This window comes from Croceibacterium salegens (assembly GCF_009827435.1).
GTDB classification, from domain to species: Bacteria; Pseudomonadota; Alphaproteobacteria; order Sphingomonadales; family Sphingomonadaceae; genus Croceibacterium_B; species Croceibacterium_B salegens.
In genome coordinates this window covers 99,923-117,994 of sequence record NZ_WTYM01000036.1, presented here as the reverse complement: position 1 = coordinate 117,994, position 18,072 = coordinate 99,923, and the positions used below count along the sequence as shown (strand labels likewise).

Annotated in this window: 18 protein-coding genes; 13 read left to right on the top strand and 5 right to left on the bottom strand. The window is 67.0% G+C overall.

Going from position 1 to position 18,072, the window contains the following annotated elements; all coding sequences use genetic code 11:
* Positions 1 to 114: 114 nt before the first annotated feature.
* On the top strand, positions 115 to 600 hold the full coding sequence (locus GRI89_RS08665) for an Hsp20 family protein (protein ID WP_201290895.1): 486 nt from the start codon (positions 115 to 117) through the stop codon (positions 598 to 600).
* A gap of 290 nt (positions 601 to 890) precedes the next feature.
* On the opposite strand, the gene GRI89_RS08660 is transcribed toward GRI89_RS08665, so the two are convergent.
* From GRI89_RS08660 to tpiA, 3 genes are all read right to left on the bottom strand, one after another.
* The gene (locus GRI89_RS08660; RefSeq protein ID WP_159794177.1) at positions 891 to 2,525 is read right to left on the bottom strand and encodes a CTP synthase; all 1,635 of its coding nucleotides are present in this window, start codon (positions 2,523 to 2,525) and stop codon (positions 891 to 893) included.
* Between the two features lie 82 nt (positions 2,526 to 2,607).
* Positions 2,608 to 2,991 (bottom strand): preprotein translocase subunit SecG, encoded by a 384-nt coding sequence (gene secG, locus GRI89_RS08655; protein WP_159794175.1) that lies wholly within the window; start codon positions 2,989 to 2,991, stop codon positions 2,608 to 2,610.
* Positions 2,992 to 3,067: 76 nt separating this feature from the next.
* Complete coding sequence (gene tpiA, locus GRI89_RS08650) at positions 3,068 to 3,826, bottom strand: triose-phosphate isomerase (protein WP_159794173.1); 759 nt, start codon at positions 3,824 to 3,826, stop codon at positions 3,068 to 3,070.
* Positions 3,827 to 4,012: 186 nt separating this feature from the next.
* Here tpiA and GRI89_RS08645 point away from each other — a divergent pair, with 186 nt between their 5' ends.
* The 3 genes from GRI89_RS08645 to GRI89_RS08635 are packed head-to-tail and all read left to right on the top strand — an operon-like array spanning position 4,013 to position 8,275.
* Positions 4,013 to 5,947: a peptidylprolyl isomerase gene (locus GRI89_RS08645; protein WP_159794171.1), complete on the top strand. Its 1,935-nt coding sequence runs from the start codon at positions 4,013 to 4,015 to the stop codon at positions 5,945 to 5,947.
* A complete protein-coding gene (gene trpE, locus GRI89_RS08640) occupies positions 5,844 to 7,469 on the top strand; it encodes an anthranilate synthase component I (protein WP_159794169.1) in 1,626 nt (541 codons plus the stop codon). The genes GRI89_RS08645 and trpE overlap by 104 nt, the downstream gene beginning before the upstream one ends.
* Entirely contained in the window at positions 7,466 to 8,275 is an 810-nt protein-coding gene (locus tag GRI89_RS08635) for a phosphodiester glycosidase family protein (RefSeq protein ID WP_328598168.1), read from the top strand. Before trpE ends, GRI89_RS08635 begins: the two co-directional genes overlap by 4 nt.
* Here the strand turns inward: GRI89_RS08635 and GRI89_RS08630 are convergent.
* A complete protein-coding gene (locus GRI89_RS08630) occupies positions 8,266 to 9,447 on the bottom strand; it encodes an FAD-binding domain (RefSeq protein WP_159794167.1) in 1,182 nt (393 codons plus the stop codon). The genes GRI89_RS08635 and GRI89_RS08630 overlap by 10 nt on opposite strands.
* A gap of 86 nt (positions 9,448 to 9,533) precedes the next feature.
* Between GRI89_RS08630 and pip the strand changes: the two genes are divergently transcribed.
* The 9 genes from pip to lexA all read left to right on the top strand — a co-directional run bounded on the left by pip (position 9,534) and on the right by lexA (position 16,446).
* Positions 9,534 to 10,502: a prolyl aminopeptidase gene (gene pip / locus GRI89_RS08625; RefSeq protein WP_159794165.1), complete on the top strand. Its 969-nt coding sequence runs from the start codon at positions 9,534 to 9,536 to the stop codon at positions 10,500 to 10,502.
* Positions 10,503 to 10,508: 6 nt separating this feature from the next.
* Positions 10,509 to 11,066, top strand: coding sequence for a hypothetical protein (locus GRI89_RS08620; RefSeq protein ID WP_159794163.1), 558 nt, complete (start codon positions 10,509 to 10,511; stop codon positions 11,064 to 11,066).
* Between the two features lie 31 nt (positions 11,067 to 11,097).
* Complete coding sequence (locus GRI89_RS08615) at positions 11,098 to 11,697, top strand: anthranilate synthase component II (protein ID WP_159794161.1); 600 nt, start codon at positions 11,098 to 11,100, stop codon at positions 11,695 to 11,697.
* Positions 11,694 to 12,686 carry an anthranilate phosphoribosyltransferase gene (gene trpD, locus GRI89_RS08610; RefSeq protein WP_159794159.1) on the top strand — a complete coding sequence of 331 codons (993 nt, stop codon included), beginning with the start codon at positions 11,694 to 11,696 and terminating at the stop codon, positions 12,684 to 12,686. The genes GRI89_RS08615 and trpD overlap by 4 nt, the downstream gene beginning before the upstream one ends.
* A gap of 142 nt (positions 12,687 to 12,828) precedes the next feature.
* A complete protein-coding gene (trpC, locus tag GRI89_RS08605) occupies positions 12,829 to 13,617 on the top strand; it encodes an indole-3-glycerol phosphate synthase TrpC (RefSeq protein WP_159794157.1) in 789 nt (262 codons plus the stop codon).
* A 12-nt stretch (positions 13,618 to 13,629) separates the two neighbouring features.
* On the top strand, positions 13,630 to 13,839 hold the full coding sequence (locus GRI89_RS08600) for a hypothetical protein (protein WP_159794155.1): 210 nt from the start codon (positions 13,630 to 13,632) through the stop codon (positions 13,837 to 13,839).
* 180 nt (positions 13,840 to 14,019) lie between these two features.
* Entirely contained in the window at positions 14,020 to 14,490 is a 471-nt protein-coding gene (gene moaC / locus GRI89_RS08595; RefSeq protein WP_159794153.1) for a cyclic pyranopterin monophosphate synthase MoaC, read from the top strand.
* Positions 14,487 to 15,686 (top strand): molybdopterin molybdotransferase MoeA, encoded by a 1,200-nt coding sequence (locus GRI89_RS08590; RefSeq protein WP_328598167.1) that lies wholly within the window; start codon positions 14,487 to 14,489, stop codon positions 15,684 to 15,686. The genes moaC and GRI89_RS08590 overlap by 4 nt, the downstream gene beginning before the upstream one ends.
* Before the next feature lie 73 nt (positions 15,687 to 15,759).
* Positions 15,760 to 16,446 (top strand): transcriptional repressor LexA, encoded by a 687-nt coding sequence (lexA, locus tag GRI89_RS08585; RefSeq protein WP_159794151.1) that lies wholly within the window; start codon positions 15,760 to 15,762, stop codon positions 16,444 to 16,446.
* 75 nt (positions 16,447 to 16,521) lie between these two features.
* On the opposite strand, the gene GRI89_RS18000 is transcribed toward lexA, so the two are convergent.
* Positions 16,522 to 18,033, bottom strand: a complete 1,512-nt coding sequence (locus tag GRI89_RS18000; protein ID WP_328598166.1) for a ComEC/Rec2 family competence protein — start codon at positions 18,031 to 18,033, stop codon at positions 16,522 to 16,524.
* Positions 18,034 to 18,072: the final 39 nt, after the last annotated feature.

The following is an 18,072-nucleotide window of genomic DNA, read 5'->3' as shown; positions in this document are numbered from 1 at the left end:
ATTCCAGCGCCTTGCCGCCTCTTGAATCGGCGCGCCGCGACCATATGTAACATGGTGAGGCGCCATACCGGGCCTCATTCGCACTCAAATTGCTCAATAGAGGATTTGTTTCAAATGAACCGCTTCGATTTTACCCCCTATCGCCGTTCCACCGTCGGCTTCGACCGCCTCTTCGACCTGCTCGAAAACACCGCGCGCAATACCGGTGGCGGCGACAATTACCCCCCCTTCAACATCGAGCGCCGCAGTGAGGACAGCTACCGCATCACCCTGGCGGTGGCCGGCTTCCGCCCCGACGACCTCGACATCACTGCACAGCAGAACCTGCTCGTCGTGCAGGGCCGCAAGCGCGAGGAAGAGCCTGCCGGCGAAATCCTCCACCTCGGCATCGCCAACCGCGGGTTCGAGCGCCGTTTCGAGCTGGCCGACTATGTGCGTGTCGCCAATGCCGACCTCGCCGACGGCCTGCTGGTGATCGACCTCGTGCGCGAAGTGCCCGAGGCGATGAAGCCGAAGAAGATCGGCCTTCCGGGCCAGCGCAAGCTCGACCTCGTGAAGGACGACAGCGAGGATGACGCGGGGCAGGCCGACGCCGCCTGATCCGGTGTAAATCCAGAAGAAATCGTGGAAAAATGTGGGGGCGGAACCGGGATAGGTTCCGCCCCCTCGACGCCTGAGCGCCGACTCACCATCGATACTGGCCGTCCGGGTCGCAGAAGACGGCCAATTTCGATAGGCGAACCGAAGAGGGAAACCATTGAAATCAAGGGCTTCACGCTCCGCGCACCCCCCGTTAGGTGCGCAATGTAAGTAAACGATAATGAACGCGAGGCCTTTGCTCAAGCCCGCTAATTGACGCAAGGCGTAATCTTAGTGCGTCCGTCCCGAATTTAGACGAGGCGCGACTGTGCCAAAGCTGCTTCGATGAACCCGGCGAACAGCGGGTGCGGGTTGAACGGCTTGCTTTTGAGCTCCGGGTGGAACTGAACGCCGACGAACCACGGGTGCTCGGGACGCTCGACGATTTCGGGCAGCAAGCCGTCGGGCGACATGCCGGAGAAGATCAGTCCCTCGCCCTCCAGCGCATCCTTGTATGACGAGTTGACCTCGTAACGATGGCGGTGGCGTTCCGAAATCTGCTTCGCGCCGCCGTAGATCTGCGAAACATGGCTGTTGCCAGCCAGGACCGCGTCGTAGGCGCCGAGCCGCATGGTGCCGCCGAGGTCGCCCTCGGCGCTACGCTTCTCAAGGCCTTCCTTGCCCATCCATTCGGTGATGATGCCGACCACCGGGTCCTCGGTCGGGCCGAACTCGGTCGAGCTGGCTTTCTCGTACCCGGCAGCGCGCGCCGCTTCGATGCAGGCCATCTGCATGCCGAGGCAAATGCCGAGGAACGGCACATTGCGCTCGCGGGCGAAGCGCACCGCCGAAATCTTGCCTTCGGAACCGCGCTCGCCGAACCCGCCGGGCACGAGGATCGCGTGCATCGGCTCGAGCCGTGCGGCGATTTCGGAATCGTCCTGTTCGAAGATCTCGGCGTCGATCCAGCGGATGTTGACCTTGACCCTGTTGGCCAGGCCGCCGTGGACGAGCGCTTCGTTGAGCGACTTGTAGGCATCGGGCAGGCCGACGTACTTGCCGACCACGGCGATCGTCACCTCGCCCTCGGGATTGAAGTAGCGTTCGGTGACGTCGTCCCAGCGCGACAGGTCGGGCGCCGGGGCGTCGGTGATGCCGAACCCGCGGAGGACTTCGGCGTCGAGCCCCTCGGCATGGTACTGCAGCGGCACCGAGTAGATCGACGGCGCATCGAGCGCCGGAATGACCGCTTCGGCCCGGACGTTGCAGAACTGCGCAATCTTGCGCCGCTCGTTGTCGGGGATCGGGTGTTCGGCGCGGCACAACAGGATGTCGGGCTTGATGCCGAGGCTGGCCAGCTCGCGCACCGAGTGCTGCGTCGGCTTGGTCTTGAGCTCGCCGGCCGCGGCGATGTAGGGCACCAGGGTGACGTGGACCGACAGGGTCTGCAGCGGCTCGAGCTCGTTCCTGAGCTGGCGAATCGCTTCCATGAAGGGCAGCGATTCGATGTCGCCGACCGTGCCGCCGATTTCGCACAGGACGAAATCGAGGTCGTCGGTATCGGCCAGCGCGAATTCCTTGATCGCGTCGGTCACGTGCGGAATCACCTGCACAGTCGCGCCGAGATAGTCCCCCCGCCGCTCCTTCTGGATGATCTGCTGGTAGATCCTGCCGGAGGTGATGTTGTCGCTCTGCCGCGCCGAAACGCCGGTGAAGCGTTCGTAGTGCCCGAGGTCGAGATCGGTCTCGGCCCCGTCGTCGGTCACGTAGACCTCGCCGTGCTGATAGGGACTCATCGTCCCCGGATCGACGTTGAGGTAGGGATCGAACTTGCGAATTCGGACTTTGTAGCCACGCGCCTGGAGAAGGGCAGCAAGGCTTGCCGCCATCAATCCCTTGCCAAGCGATGAGACCACGCCGCCGGTAATAAATATGAACCGCGCCATGGGAGTCGGGCCTTAAGCCGCCAAGTGGATTCGAGGCAAGCCTTAGCTCACCCCGATTTCACACAATGGGTGGAAAACGCCTTTACTGCGCGACGTCGCGCAGCGGATCGTCGTTGGCCGGAGCCGGCGCCTCATCCGTGGTTGCCGGTCCCGTCACTGGACCGGTCACAGGAGCCTGCTCGGTCGGGGTCACCGTACGATCGAGCGAATCGTCGATGGCATTGCTCTGCGTCGTGCCGACCGCGACCGCCGCCATGGCGATGGCGAGGACGACGAACAGCACCGCCAGCCACTTGGTCGTGCGGGTCAGGAAATCGGCCGCGCCGCGCGCGCTCATGATCCCGCCGGGACTGCCGCCACCGCCGATGCCGAGACCGCCGCCTTCCGAACGCTGCATCAGCACCACGGCGACGAGCGCGGCGGCGATGATCGCCTGGACGACGGTGAGGAACAGGAAAAGGCTCATGACTTCGAATATCCCGGTGGGTCTGCTTGGCCGCCAGATAGGCGCGCCGCGCTCGAATTACAATTGCGCCGGAGCCTCAGGCCTCGCCGCGCTCGGCCGCCGCGGTCATGATGCCGACAAAGCTTTCAGCGGTCAGGCTCGCCCCGCCGACCAGCGCGCCGCCGACTTCGGCGATGTTGAGGATTTCCGCGGCGTTGTCCGGCTTGACCGAGCCGCCATAAAGAATGCGAACGCTTTCGGCCGCATCGCCATAGATTTCGTGCAGCCGCTCGCGGATTGCCCTGTGCATCGCTTCGATGTCGTCCAGCGTCGGCGTGCGGCCGGTGCCGATGGCCCAGACCGGTTCATAGGCCACGGTGACCTTTTCCGCGGCGCTGTCGGCCTGAGGCAACGAGCCGTCGAGCTGCTTGGCAACGACCCTGACGGCCTTGCCCGCGTCACGTTCGGCCTCGGTCTCACCGACGCACACGATGACCGACAAACCGACCGCCAGCGCCGCCTCGGCCTTGGCGCGGACGTCGGAATCCTTCTCGTCATGATCGGCACGGCGTTCGCTGTGTCCGATGATGACGAATCCGGCACCGGCATCCTTGAGCATCGCAGCGGAAATGTCGCCGGTGTGCGCACCGCCCTCGGCGGCGTGGCAATCCTGCGCGCCGACGCCGATCAGCGCGGCTTCCTTGCGGGTGGCATGGATCAGAGTGAAGGGCGGCGCGATCGCGACCTCCACCTTCATCAGGCGCTCGGCCGCGCGATCGATGGCGCGTGCTTCGGACAGCATGGCGCGGGTGCCATGCATCTTCCAGTTACCGACGATGTAGGGACGTTCCGCCATTGCTTGGAAAAGTAATCTCGCCTCGTGGAAAGCCTGCCTGGCAGGCGTGGTGGAGGGGCGCTAGTCCGCAGGGCCAGTGTTGTCAAAGTCCCATTTCGACAAAGTGGGCAAGGTTGAGGGCAACTGTTGCGAGCGCGCCGCAGCAACGATATGGCGCGAGCCCGTTCCCCCCAGAGAATTGGCCATATGCTGCACCTGTTCCGCAAGATCTTCCAGTCCAAGTTCGGCATCGTGCTGACGCTCGGCTTCCTCGCCCTGATCGCGCTGGCCTTCGCCAGCTCGGACATCGTGAGCAATAACCCGACCTTCGGCGGCGTTGCCGGCGGCGACCAGGTGGCAGTGGCGGGCGATCGCAAGATTTCCGCCGCCGAGTTTCGCCAGGCCATGACCAATGAACTGGAGAGCCGCCGCCAGCAGCAGCCGACCCTGACGATGCAGGCCCTGATCGCCAGCGGCGCTTCCGAGCGCGTTGCCGACCAGCTGCTGCAGCGTGCCGCGCTGGTCGAATGGGGCCGCAAGTACGGAATTCGCGCCGGCAAGCGGCTGGTCGACAGCGAACTGGTCAAGATCCCGGCCTTCTTCGGTGCCAACGGCCAATTCGACCAGGATACATTCAAAGCAATCGTCGCCCGCGAGGGCCTCACCGAGGCGCAGGTCCGGCAGGACATCGCCAGCGGGCTCATCGGTCAGCAGATTCTCGTCCCGGCGAGCCACGGCGCTGTTGTGCCGGTATCGCTGGCGAGGCAGTATGCCTTGCTGCTGCGCGAACGGCGCACGGGCGCCATCGCCCAGCTGCCGAGCGAGCTCTACGCCCCCAAGGACGGCCCGACCGACGCGCAGCTAAGTGCCTACTTCAAGGATCATGGCGACGACTACATCCGGCCCGAACGCCGGGTGGTCCGCTACGCCACCTTCGGCGAGGAGGTGCTCGGCACTCTCCCTGCCCCGACCGCAGCGCAGGTCAAGGCGCGCTACGAACAGAACAAGGCGCAATACGCCGCCAAGGAAGAGCGCACCTTCACCCAGATGGTCGTCCCGACCGAAGCTGCCGCCAATGCGATCGTCAACGAACTGGCAAGCGGCAAGACCATGGCAGTCTCGGCTCGAGAAAAGGGTCTTTCGACCACCACGGTCGGCCCGGTCAGCAAGACTGTATTCGCCACCCAGGCCTCGCAGGCCGTGGCAGATGCGGGCTTTGCCGCCGCCGAAGGCGGCCTGGTCAAGCCGGCTCGCGGCAATCTCGGCTGGTACGTCTTGAAGGTCGAAAAAATCACCCGTCAGGCCGGCCGCACGCTCGCCGACGCGACTCCCGAGCTGACCAAGTCCCTCGCGGATGAACAGCGCCGCCAGGCCTTCGTCGACATGGCGAGCAGGATCGAGGACGAGTTCGACGATGGCAATTCGATCGAAGATGTCGCCAGGGAACTCAAGATCACGCTCAAGGACACTGCCCCGCTGACCGCCGACGGCCGCGTCTACGGCAAGCCTGAAGCCGCTCCCCCGGAACTGGCCAGCGCGCTCAAGACCGCGTTCGAAATGCAGGAAGGCGAACCGCAAATCGCCGAAATCGTGCCCGGCCAGACCTTCCTCGTCTTCGGCGTGAGCGACATCACCGCCTCGGCGGTCGCCCCGCTGGCCGAAATCCGCGACGACGTGACGGGCGACTGGCGCCGGTCCGAGGGCGCCAAGGCGGCCAAGGCCGCGGCCGACCGCATCATGAAGGCGGTCGACGGCGGCAAGACGCTGGCCGAGGCGGTCGCCGCCGAAAAGGTTGCGCTGCCGCGTCCGGAAGCGATCTCGATGGGCCGCGAGGAGCTTGCTCGCGCCGGCCAGGTGCCCCCTGTTCTCGCGCTCTTCTTCTCGATGGCGCAGGGCACGACCAAGCGGCTCGAGGGCCCGCGCGACCAGGGCTGGTTCGTCGCCCACCTCGATTCGATTACCCTGCCCGAAGTGCAGGGCGACGATCCGCTCATCGGCCAGACCCGGCAGCAACTCGCCTCGGTGTTCGGGGACGAATATGCCGAGCAGTTCGTCAGAGCGGCGATGGCCGACGTCGGCACCGAGAAAAACCAGGCGGCAATCGACGCAACCCTCCGCCAGCTCACCGGCCAGGCCGAGTAGGACACGCGCCCTGCCCGGTGGCCTGCCTGAGAATGCGACAGCGGCCCGCGAGCAACTCGCGGCAGGCCGGCCGGCGCTCGTCTGGCGCAAGCTTGTCGCCGATACCGAGACCCCGGTCAGCGCGGCGCTCAAGCTGATCGAGCCGGGCCGCGGCGACTTCCTGCTCGAATCGGTCGAAGGCGGCGAGGTGCGCGGACGCTATTCGCTGCTCGGCATCGACGCCGACCTGATGTTCCGCGCTACGGGCAATGCGTGTGAGGTCAATCGCAGCTGGCGGCACGACCGTGAGGCGTTCGAGCCGCTGCCCGGCGGCAGCCTCGAGGAACTGCGCGCGCTCGCTGCCGCCTGCCGCATCGACGTGCCGGAGGACCTGCCGCCGATCGCCTGCCTCGTCGGCTACTTCGGCTACGAGACCATCGGCCTCGTCGAAAAGCTGCCGCGCGCCCCGCAGAGCGAGCTTTCCCTGCCCGACATGCTGTTCGCCCGCCCGACGCTGATCTGCGTGTTCGACCGGCTGAGCGACGACCTGTTCTGCATTGCCCCCCTGTGGGTCGGCAGCATCGATCCCGACGCGGCCATCGAAGCCGCCGGCGAGCGGATCGACGAAGCGATGCGCAAGCTCTCCGTCGCCGCCCCCGAGCCGCTGCGTGCTCCCGACCTGCCGGCGATGGCGCTCGAGCCGGTCATGGACCCCGCCGAGTACGAGCGTATCGTGCTCGCGGCGAAGGACTACATCACCGCCGGCGACATCTTCCAGGTGGTGCTGGCGCAGCGCTTCACCTGCCCCTTCCCCCTGCCGCCGTTCGCGCTGTACCGCGCGCTGCGCCGGGTGAATCCCTCGCCGTTCCTCTATTTCCTCGACCTGCCCGGTTTCGCAGTGGTCGGTTCAAGCCCGGAAATCCTCGTCCGCGTGCGCGACGGCGAAGTCACTATCCGCCCGATCGCCGGGACCCGCCCGCGCGGCGCGACGCGCGAACTGGACGAAGCCGCCGAGGCGAGCCTTCTGGCCGATCCCAAGGAATGCGCCGAGCACCTCATGCTGCTCGACCTCGGCCGCAACGACGTCGGCCGCGTGGCGGCGGCGGACAGCGTCCACGTTACGGCGAGCTTTACCGTCGAGCGATACAGCCACGTGATGCACATCGTCAGCAACGTGGTCGGGCGGCTCGATCCGAAGAAGGACGCGCTCGATGCGCTGTTCGCCGGGTTCCCCGCGGGCACTGTCAGCGGCGCGCCAAAGGTCCGCGCCTGCCAGGTCATCGCCGAACTCGAGCCCGAGACGCGCGGGCCCTACGCTGGCGGCGTCGGCTACTTCGCGCCCGACGGATCGGTCGATTCGTGCATCGTGCTGCGCACCGCGGTGGTGAAGGACGGTGTCATGCACGTGCAGGCCGGCGCCGGCATCGTCGCCGACAGCGACCCGGCCTACGAACAGCGCGAGTGCGAGGCCAAGGCCGGTGCCCTCATCGCCGCGGCGCGCGAGGCGGCGCGAGTGGCAACGGAACCGGGCTTCGGTCAGTGAGGCCACGGATCAGCAGAAGGTCACTCCTCGCTGTCCTTTCCTTCACGGCACTCGCCGCCTGCCATCAGGCAACCGAACCCGACGCAGACTCGACCGCCTTCGATCCCGGCCCACCTGCCTGCGGCCCGGTAGTTTTCGAGGACGTACCGCTCACCGAATGCATCGCCGTTCCCGGGCGCGACCATATCCGGCTTGTCCTCTCCGGCGAGGACGGCAAGCCCTATCGCAGCTTCAGGGCCTTCGCCGACGACCGCCCGGGCGATGCCGCGCCGGTCGCCTTCGCGATGAACGCGGGCATGTTCAACGACGAGGGCGAGCCGATCGGATACTACGTCGCCGACGGAAAGCGCCTGACGGTCCTCAATCGCAACAACGGCCCCGGCAACTTCCACCTCAAGCCGAACGGGGTGTTCTTCGGCAGCGGCGATAGTTGGCAGGTCCTCGACACCGATACCTTCGCCAAGGAGGTCACCGACCGCCCCGATTTCGCCACCCAGTCGGGCCCGATGCTGGTCATCGACGGCGAGTCACATCCCGGGTTCGATCCCGACGGCACTTCGCTCAAGATGCGCAACGGGGTCGGCGTGGACGAGACCGGGCGGGCGCACTTCGTGATCAGCGAGGCGCCGGTCAGCTTCGGCAGGTTCGCGCGATACTTCCGCGATGTCGCCAGGACGCCCAACGCGCTGTTCCTCGACGGCAGCGTCTCCTCGCTGTGGGACCCGGTGCACGAGCGAATGGACAGTCGCGTTCCGCTGGGCCCGCTGGTCGTGGTCGAGCGCGATCCGCGCCGCGTTCAGAAGTAATCGGGCAGCTCGACCTGGTCGCGCAGGCTGCGGCCGACGAGCAGGTCCGCAATCCAGCCGATCCCGAGCAGGCGCGTGGCGATATCGCGGGCCTTCAGCCCAAACTCGGTGCGCGGCACGAACGAGCTGGCGAGGCCCAGCGCGGCATCCTGCTTCGAGCGCATGAAGGGCGCGAGGCGCTGCTCGTAGGCGGCCAGCGCAGGCTCCAGTGCACCGCCGGAGCGTTTCAGCTCGCCCGCCAGCACGTAGCCGCCGATCATCGCCAGCGCAGCGCCCTGCCCGGCGAGGAACGAGGGCGCATAAGCGGCATCGCCGACCAGCGCGACGGGTCCCTTGTGCCACGAGTCCATCCGGATCTGGCTGACCCGGTCGATGTAGAGGTCGTCCGCGGTATCCAGCGCGGCGAGGAAATCGGGCACTTCCCACCCCGCCCCGGAATAGCGCTCACGCAGTAAGGCGCGCTTCGCCACCTCGTCGCCGTGGGGGATCGGCTCGCGCTCGTCGTCGCGCCAGATCAGCAGCACCAGCGAGGCGCCGTCGCGCAGCGCGAACCGCGCTGCCTGCCGTCCCGGCTCGCCGTACATGACGTAGGTGTCGACCGCGCGCCTGCCGTAGGTCTCGGCGGTGAAGGCGGCGAAGGTGTAGCCGAGGAAGCGCTCGAACCGCTCCTTCGGCCCGAAAGCGAGGTCGCGGGTGCGCGAATGGATGCCCTCGGCTCCGACCACGAGGTCGAAGCGCCGCTCCGATCCATTCGTCAGCCGCACGTCGACACCGCCTGCGTCCTGCTCGAATTTCTCGATCTCGGTGCCGAGCAACACTTCGGCACGGTCCGCGACGCTTTCGTAGAGGGCCAGCGAGAGTTCGCCGCGCGGCAGGCTGATGTAGCGCCCGCCGGTGGCGCGAGTGAACACCTGCGCGGCGAACCCGCCGGTCTCCTTCCCGCCCTTGCCGAGGAAGCGCACCTGCTCGACGTGGTACCCGACCTGCTGCAGCCGCGGCATCAGGCCCATGCGCTCGGCGAGGTCGTAGCCCTTGCCCCAGAAGTCGATGATGTAGCCGCTGCGGCGCGGCTCCGGCGCCTTTTCGAGCATGGTCACGCGGTGCCCGCCCTGCGACAGCCACCAGGCGAGGTTGGGCCCGGCGATGCCCGCTCCGCTTATCAGCACCTCCATGAGTCGACCCTGGCAACAAGGTGAAGGCATTGCAAACCATGCCCAGTGATTGCCTTTGTCGCAGTCCGACCTTACGCAGCACGCCCATGACCGGATATCGGCCCCTGTACCCCGAGATCGAGCCCTACGAGAGCGGCATGCTCGACGTGGGCGAAGGCCATTCGCTCTACTATGAGCGCGTCGGCACACCAGGCGCGAAACCGGCGGTATTCCTCCACGGCGGACCCGGCGGAGCGATGAGCCCGAACCACCGCCGGCAATGGAACCCCGAACTTTACGACGTCGTGCTGTTCGACCAGCGCGGCTGCGGCAAGTCGCTCCCCTTCGCCGAGATCGTGCACAACGACACCTGGCGCATCGTCGCCGACATCGAACGCTTGCGCGAAATGTGCGGCCACGAGGCCTGGCAGGTGTTCGGCGGAAGCTGGGGCTCCACCCTCGCGCTCGCCTATGCCGAAACACACCCTGAGAGGGTGACCGAACTGGTCCTGCGCGGCATCTTCCTCGCCCGCCGGAAGGAGGCCGAGTGGCTCTACAGGTTCGGCGCCAGCGAGATGTACCCCGAGCAATGGGACTCGTTCACCGGACACATCCCGGAAGACGAGCGCGGCGACATAGTGAGCGCCTATTTCCGCCGCCTGACCAGCGACGACGAGGCGGTGCGCCTTACTGCCGCGAAGGAGTGGGCGTCGTGGGAAGGCAGCGTGATCACGCTGGTGCCCGACCCCGACCTGTTCGTCGACTTCACCGACGCGGCCAAGGCCGTGCCCTTCGCCCGCATCTGCGCGCAGTTCTTCCTCGACGAGTTCTATCTCGAGGACGGACAGCTTCTCGCCAATATCGAGCGCATCCGGCACATCCCGGCCATCATCGTGCAGGGCCGCCACGACACCTGCACCCCGCCGGTCTCGGCATGGGACCTCAAGAAGGCCTGGCCCGAAGCCGAGCTGTGGATGATCCCCGACGCCAGCCACATGGCCAGCGAACCGGGCATCGTCGATGGACTGGTGCGCGCGACCGACAGGTTTGCCGGAAAGCTTGGCCCGACCGAATAGTCGATGATGGGGGCGAAAAAATACGAGCCTACGGAAGCCCATCACTCGGCGGCGATCGGTCTAATTAGTCGTCACCGACGCCAGCGCGTATTGCGTAAGTTGGTTTGGACAGCGGCCTTCTACCTTGTGCTTCTCGCCTGGAGGTCGGATTTCGATTTCCCTCCACGATTCCACTTGGCGGACATCTTCATGGCGATGGCCATCTTTGCCGGAAGCGAGATTTGGTGGTTCTTCGACAAGACGGGTGCGGCAAAAGCCAAATTGTTCACGCAGGAACTTGATCAAAAAAAGCTCGGGCCGATGCGATATCGTGTTGACCTCAACAGACTGGAATGGTGGTGGCAAGAACATCACGACAATGAGGACTGGGAATCCGTTGACCGCTACCGATTGACCGACGATCTGTTGATCGTCGCCCATTCGAGAAGGGGTGGCTACTGGGCCCTGCCTCGCAGCGACATAGGACCGGACTTGGTCTCTGATTTAATCGAAAAATTCGAACAGATCGGGCTCGAATGCATGCCCGAAAGCGGAAAATTGCCTTTGGCTCAGCACTCCACTTGATTGTCAGCTGCCAAACGGCAAGAGCACGAACATGATCCTCGTCGTCGACAACTACGACAGCTTCACCTTCAACCTGGTCCATTACGTGATGGAGCTGGGCGCGGAGGTGCATGTCGTGCGCAACGACCAGATTTTGGTCGCGGACTGTATGGCCAGCGGCGCCAGCGGCATCCTCATCTCGCCCGGGCCGTGCACGCCCAACGAGGCGGGCATCAGCCTGGCGCTTGTCGCCGCCTGCGCGGAAGCGCGGATGCCGCTGCTCGGGGTGTGTCTCGGCCACCAGTCGATCGGCCAGCACTTCGGTGGCAAGGTCGTGCGCGGCGGATTGATGCACGGCAAGACCTCGCCTGTGGACCATGACGGCACGGGCGTGTTCGCCGGCCTGCCGAGCCCGTTCATCGCCACCCGCTATCACTCGCTGATCGTAGAGGACATTCCCGATTGCCTGGTGGTCAACGCCACCAGCGAGACCCCGGGACTCGACGGCACCGCGGTCATGGGCTTCCGCCACCGCGAGCTGCCGATCCACGGCGTCCAGTTCCACCCGGAATCGATCGCCACCGAGCACGGCCACGCCCTGCTCGGCAATTTCCTCGAAATCTGCGGCCTGCCGGTCAAAGTACCGGCATGAAGACGCTCCCGCCGGTCGAGCCGCACCTCTCCGAAGAGGAGGCCGAGGCCGCGTTCGCTGCGATGCTCGACGGCGAGACCAGCGACGAGGAAATCGCCCGCTTCCTGGTCGAACTGTCCGACCGCGGCGAGACCGCGAGCGAGATCGCCGGCGCGGCGCGGGCTATGCGCAAGCGTCTGATCCCGATCGAGGCGCCCGCCAACGCCATAGACGTCTGCGGAACCGGAGGCGACGGTAAGTACACGCTCAACGTCTCGACCGCCGTATCGCTGGTCGTCGCGGCCTGCGGGGTGCCGGTGGCCAAGCACGGCAACCGCGCGGCCAGCTCCAAGGCGGGCGCGGCCGATACGCTGGAGGCGCTCGGTCTCGACATGGAAGCCGCCGGACGCACCGCGGAGATGACCCTGCGCGAGGTCGGCATCTGCTTCCTCTTCGCCGCCAACCACCACCCGGCCATGCGGCGCATCCAGCCGATCCGCCAGAAACTCGGCCGCCGCACGATCTTCAACCTGATGGGCCCGCTGTCGAACCCAGCGCACGTCAAGGGCCAGCTGCTCGGCATCGCCCGTCCCGCCTATGTGCCGATCTACGCCGACGCGATGGCGCGGCTGGGCACCGAACATTCGATGATCGTCGCTGGCGACGAGGGGCTCGACGAGCTCAGCCTCGATGCCGGCAACGAAGTCGCCGACGTCGTGGGCCACGATTACGAGATGCGCCGCGTCGATGCCTCGATGGCCGGGCTGCCGCACAGCCCCGTCGAGGCGATCCGCGGCGGCGACCCGGCGCACAACGCCGCCGCCCTGCGGGCGCTGCTGATGGGCGCGCCCGGACCCTATCGCGACGCGGTGCTGTTCAACGCCGCCGGGGCGCTGATCGTGGCCGGCGAGGTGAAGACATGGGCCGACGGCGTCGAGGAAGCGGCCGAGGCGATCGACAAGGGGCTGGCCAACGCCTTACTCGACTGCTGGATCGCGGCGGCGAAGTGATCCTTTGAGACGCGCAAGGCCTTCGACAAGCTCAGTCCTTCCGCTCCTCAGGATGAGCGGTTATGAGACATTCCGCTCATCCTGAGGAGGGGCTGAGCAGCCCGCAAGGCGGGCGTGTCGAAGACCTGTCTCGAAGGATAAGATGGACAAGCTGACCGAGATCTGCGCCACCAAGCGCGAGGAAGTGGCCGCCCGCAAGACGTTGTTCACCCTGAACGACCTTGACCTCGCGGCGCACGGTGCCTCGGCTCCGCGCGGATTTCGCAGCGCTCTCGAAGCCAAGGCCGCCTCGGGCTTCGGCCTGATCGCAGAAATCAAGAAAGCTTCACCTTCCAAGGGATTGATACGAAGCGATTTTCGTCCCGCTGAACACGCCCTCGCCTACAAACACGGCGGGGCCGCCTGCCTCTCGGTCCTGACCGACGCGCCCTATTTCCAGGGGCACGAGGACTACCTTATGGACGCCCGCACCGCCTGCTCGCTGCCGGTGCTGCGCAAGGAATTCATGGTCGATCCGTGGCAGGTTGCCGAGAGTCGCGCCATCGGGGCCGATGCAATCCTCATCATCGTTGCCGCGCTCGACGACGTCACGATGGCGGAGATCGAGGCCGCCGCGCTCGAACGCGGGATGGACGTGCTGGTCGAGGTCCACGACGAGGCCGAGATGGAACGTGCCGCCACCCGGCTCCAATCGCGCCTGATTGGCGTCAACAACCGCGACCTGCGCACCTTCAGGACCGACCTCGCCACCACCGAACGCCTCGCCCCGCTCGCCCCCGAAGGGACGCTGCTGGTCGGCGAGAGCGGCATCAACAGTCACGCCGACTGCCAGCGCCTCGCCACGTCAGGCGTGCGATGCTTCCTCGTCGGCGAAAGTCTTATGCGACACGATGACGTCGAAGCTGCTACGAGGGCCCTGCTTGGCAACTAGGGGAGAGGTGCCGTGGGTTCTCTGTTCAACGTCGTGTTCCGTATAGTCAGCAGCCTCGTCGGCATCCTGATGATCTGCGTGGGGGGTATCTGGATCCTGCAGGGTCTCAACATCGCCTTCCTCGACAGCTTCATGGCCAACGACAAGCAATGGGTGCTGTGGGGCGCGGTGCTGGCGCTGTTCGGCCTCGGGCAAGTGGTGTGGAGCAACACCCGCCGCTGACGCGGCCGGGGCCGCCAGATCGGCCCTGTCCTACACGGGTGCGATCTGCCATGAGGCGGGCATGACCTGCCCTGGCACTTTGCGCGTTTCCGCCTTCCCCGCCGCGCTTGCGGGGCCGGCGAGTTTTGCCCCAGGACACTGTCAACCTGTCAACTTTCGTTCACTGATGGGCGTGCCAGAATGAACAAGCTCACCCACCTCGACTCGGACGGCGCGGCGCGCATGGTCGACGTCGGTGGCAAGCCCGAGACCGCTCGCTCTGCCACCGCCGAGGGCCGCATTCGCATGGCGCACGCGACTCTTGAGGCCATTCGCGAAGGCAGCGGCCCCAAGGGCGACGTTCTCGCCGCGGCGCGCATCGCCGGGATCATGGCGGCCAAGAAGACCGGCGAGCTCATTCCCCTGTGCCACCCGCTGGCGCTCGATGCGGTGGCGGTCGACTTCGAATTCGAGGCGGATGGGGTGCGCGTTACCGCGCGTGCCTCGCTCACCGGCAAGACCGGGGTCGAGATGGAGGCGCTGACCGCCGCCTCGGTCGCGCTGCTGACGATCTACGACATGGCCAAGGCGCTCGAGAAGGGCATGGTCATCGAAGGCGTGCGCCTTCTCGAAAAGACCGGCGGCAAGAGCGGCGACTGGCGGGCCCAGTGACCCCGCCGCTGCCGCTCGAAGCGGCGCAGGCGCGCCTGCTGGGTGCCGTGGAGCCGCTGGCGGAAGAAGCCGTGGCAGCGGAACAGGCGGTGGGGCGTTACCTCGCCGGACCGCTCCTCGCCTCCCGCACCCAGCCAGCGCACGACCTTTCGGCAATGGACGGCTACGCCATGCGCGGCGACGACCTCGACGGCCCGTGGACCGTGATCGGCGAGAGCGCAGCGGGGCATCCCTTCCTCGGCACACTCGCCCCTGGACAGGCGATCCGCATCTCGACCGGGGCGATGATGCCCGACGGCGGCGGGGCGGTGCTGCTGCAGGAGAATGCCGCGCGCGACGGCGACACGCTGAGCCTCAACGGCGAGGGCCCGCCACGCTACCGCCACATCCGCCGCGCGGGGTTCGATTTCCGTGCCGGCGACGCCCTGATGGCGGCGGGAAAGCGCATCGGCCCTGCCCAGCTGGCGCTGGCGCTCGCAGCCGGGCACGGCGCACTGTCGGTTCGCCGACTCCCGACGCTGGCGATCCTCGATTCGGGTGACGAACTGGCCGCCGATCCCGCCATCTGCGCCCCGCACCAGGTCCCGGCCAGCAACGGCGCGATGCTCGCGGCGATGTGCGCGCCGCATTCCGCTTCGGTCCTCCGGCTCGGCCCGGTGCCGGACACGATGGAGGCGATGCTCGCGGCGCTCGGGAAAGCCTCCGATGCGGAGGTAATCGTCACCAGCGGCGGGGCCTCGGTCGGCGACCACGACCTCGTCCGCCCGGCGCTCGAACAGTGGGGCGCGGAGATCGACTTCTGGCGCGTGGCGGTCAAGCCGGGCAAGCCGCTGCTCGTCGCCCGCAAGGGGCCGCAGTGGATCCTTGGCCTGCCGGGCAACCCGGTGTCGAGCTACGTTACCGCCTTTCTGTTCCTGCTGCCGCTGCTGCGCCGCCTCGGTGGGGCGGCCGAGCTTTTGCCGCGCCCGCTGACCCTGCCGCTCGGGATGACGCTGCCGCCTGTTGGCGATCGCACCGAATTCCTCCGCGCTCGGGTCGAGGATGGAGCACTCGTTGCCGTCCACGAGCAGGATTCGAGCGCCCTGCGCGCGCTTTCCGCCGCCGAAATGCTGATCATGCGCCCTGCCGGAGCTGCGGAGGCTGGACTGGGAGAGCCTGCCCTGGCCTATCGGCTCGAAAACGGCGGTATCGCTTGACGGCCTGAAAAAAGTTGCCTACCTGTTCCGCATTCGTTCCCAAATTGGAACACTTTTTGCGGAGAGCCCAGGGATGTTGACCGCCAAGCAGCACGAATTGCTCCTCTACATCCAGCGCAAGCTGGAGGAGACCGGTATTTCACCGTCCTTCGAGGAGATGAAGGAAGCACTCGACCTCAAGAGCAAGTCCGGCGTCCACCGCCTGATTTCGGCGCTGGAGGAACGCGGCTTCCTCCGCCGCCTGCCCAACCGCGCCCGCGCGCTCGAAGTGCTCAAGCAGCCCGAGAACGTGAAGGGCCAGGCGCCCGCCGCGGCCAACTCGAACGACCCCGTGTCGAGAGTGACCATGCCGCCGCGCGCCGCCTCCCCGGCCAACGACGTGATCGAGATCCCGCTGCACGGCAAGATTGCCGCCGGCATGCCGCTCGAAGCGCTCGAAACCGACCGCACGCTGCCCGTCCCCGCCGCCTTGCTCGGCGCGGGCGATCACTACGCGCTCGAAGTCTCAGGCGATTCGATGATCGAGGCCGGTATCCTCGACGGCGACTTTGCGCTGGTTCGCAAGACCGACACCGCGCGCGACGGCGAGATCGTCGTCGCCCTCGTCCGCAACGAGGAAGCGACCCTCAAGTACCTGCGGCACGAGAACGGCATGATCCGCCTCGATCCGGCCAACGGCGCCTACGACCCGCAGATCTACGCCGAGCACGAGGTCCAGGTTCAGGGCAAGCTCGCCGGCCTGCTGCGCCGCTACCACTAGGTTCGATACCCCCCGCGGCCTGTACCCGTCAGGCCGGCGAGATGCGCGGCAACCCGGTTGCCGCGCATCGTTGCGTCAATCGGTCCGCCCGCGCCACCAGCCATGCTGCCCCTGCGTCGCGGCCACCGTTTCGACTTCCAGCCCGCCGTCACGAAAGACCAGCGACAGCCCGCCGGTCCGGTCGAGCATCCGGCGGTCGGCGAGCAATTCGCGCGGCCGGCAGGAGCGCGGGAGGTAACGGTCGGCGACCACGATGTCGGCCTTCTCGCAGGCGGCAGCCAGCGCGCGTTCCTCGATCAGGTTGCGGCTGCGCGCCAGCAGCAAGTGCCATTGCCGCCCGCCCCGCGCGATGGCGAGGGAGCAGAAATCGCGCGAACACTCCGCGCCCCGCCACTTCCCAAGCGGGACAGGTTCTGCCGTCACTCCGGCGAGTTCTATCAGGTTGTCGCGGGTGAACTCGCTGCGGGTGTCGCGCAACGACAACAGGCGGCCATCTTCGCTGACGATACCAACCTGCTGCCCATCGCCCGAGACCAGCATGTCGGGAGTCGGTGTGAGCATCAGCATGACTGTCGCTACCCCGGCGGCACCGAGACCCCACAGCCGCGCCCTGCCCCGCCACAGCGCCAGCCACAGACCCCCGGCGACGAACAGCGCGAAGGTGCCCCAATCCAACTGCGGCATCAGCTTGACCGCGCCCGGCTGATTGGCGGCAAGGTGGGCAAGCCACAGCAGCAGGTCGAGCGACTGGCCGGCCAGCCACCACAGCGGCGCGCCCATCCCGAACAGGTCGAGCAGCAACGCCAGCGCGATCAGCGGCATCGAAACGAAGGTCACCAGCGGGATCGCCAGCACGTTGGCGAAGGCCCCGTAGATCCCGGCGCGGTGGAAGTGGAACAGCACGATGGGCATCAGCGCGAACTCGATCACGAACCCGGTCAGCAGCAACCCGAGCGCCCCGCGCAGCAGCCGCTTGCCTAGCCCCTCCTCACGCCGCCCCAGCAGGTCCTGCACCGGCCGCGCGTTGTGCAGCGCGACGATGGCGATGACCGCGGCAAAGCTCATCTGGAAGCTCGGCCCGGCGAGCGATTCGGGCCACAGCAGCAGGACGAACGCTCCGGCGACCGCGACCATCCGCAGGCTCAGCGGCTCCCGGCCCAGCGCCAGCGCCCCAAGCACCAGCAACGCGCCGACGCAGCTGCGCACTGTCGGCACCTCCGCCCCTGTCAGCAGAGTGTAGCCGATCCCGGCCAACGCCCCCACCGCCGCCGCCACGACCGGCAGCCGCACGCGCAGCGCCAGCCACGGCCACGCCGCCAGCACGAGCATCGCCAGCATGTACCCTGCGGCGATGACCGCGCTGACGTGCAGCCCGCTGATCGACAGCAGGTGTGTCAGCCCAGCGTCGCGCATGGCGTCCTCGTCGTCCCGCGAAATGGCGCCCCGGTCGCCGCTCGCAAAGGCCGCTGCAATCGCCCCCGCCGATCCGCCGAGATTGGCGCGGACGTGCTCGGCCAGCCGTCGTTGCAGCGGCGCCAGCCAAGCCTCGCTCTCGGACGGCGCAACAAGTTCGACCTCGCCCTGCACGCTGCCCGTGGCGGCATAGCCCGCAAACCACGCGGCGCG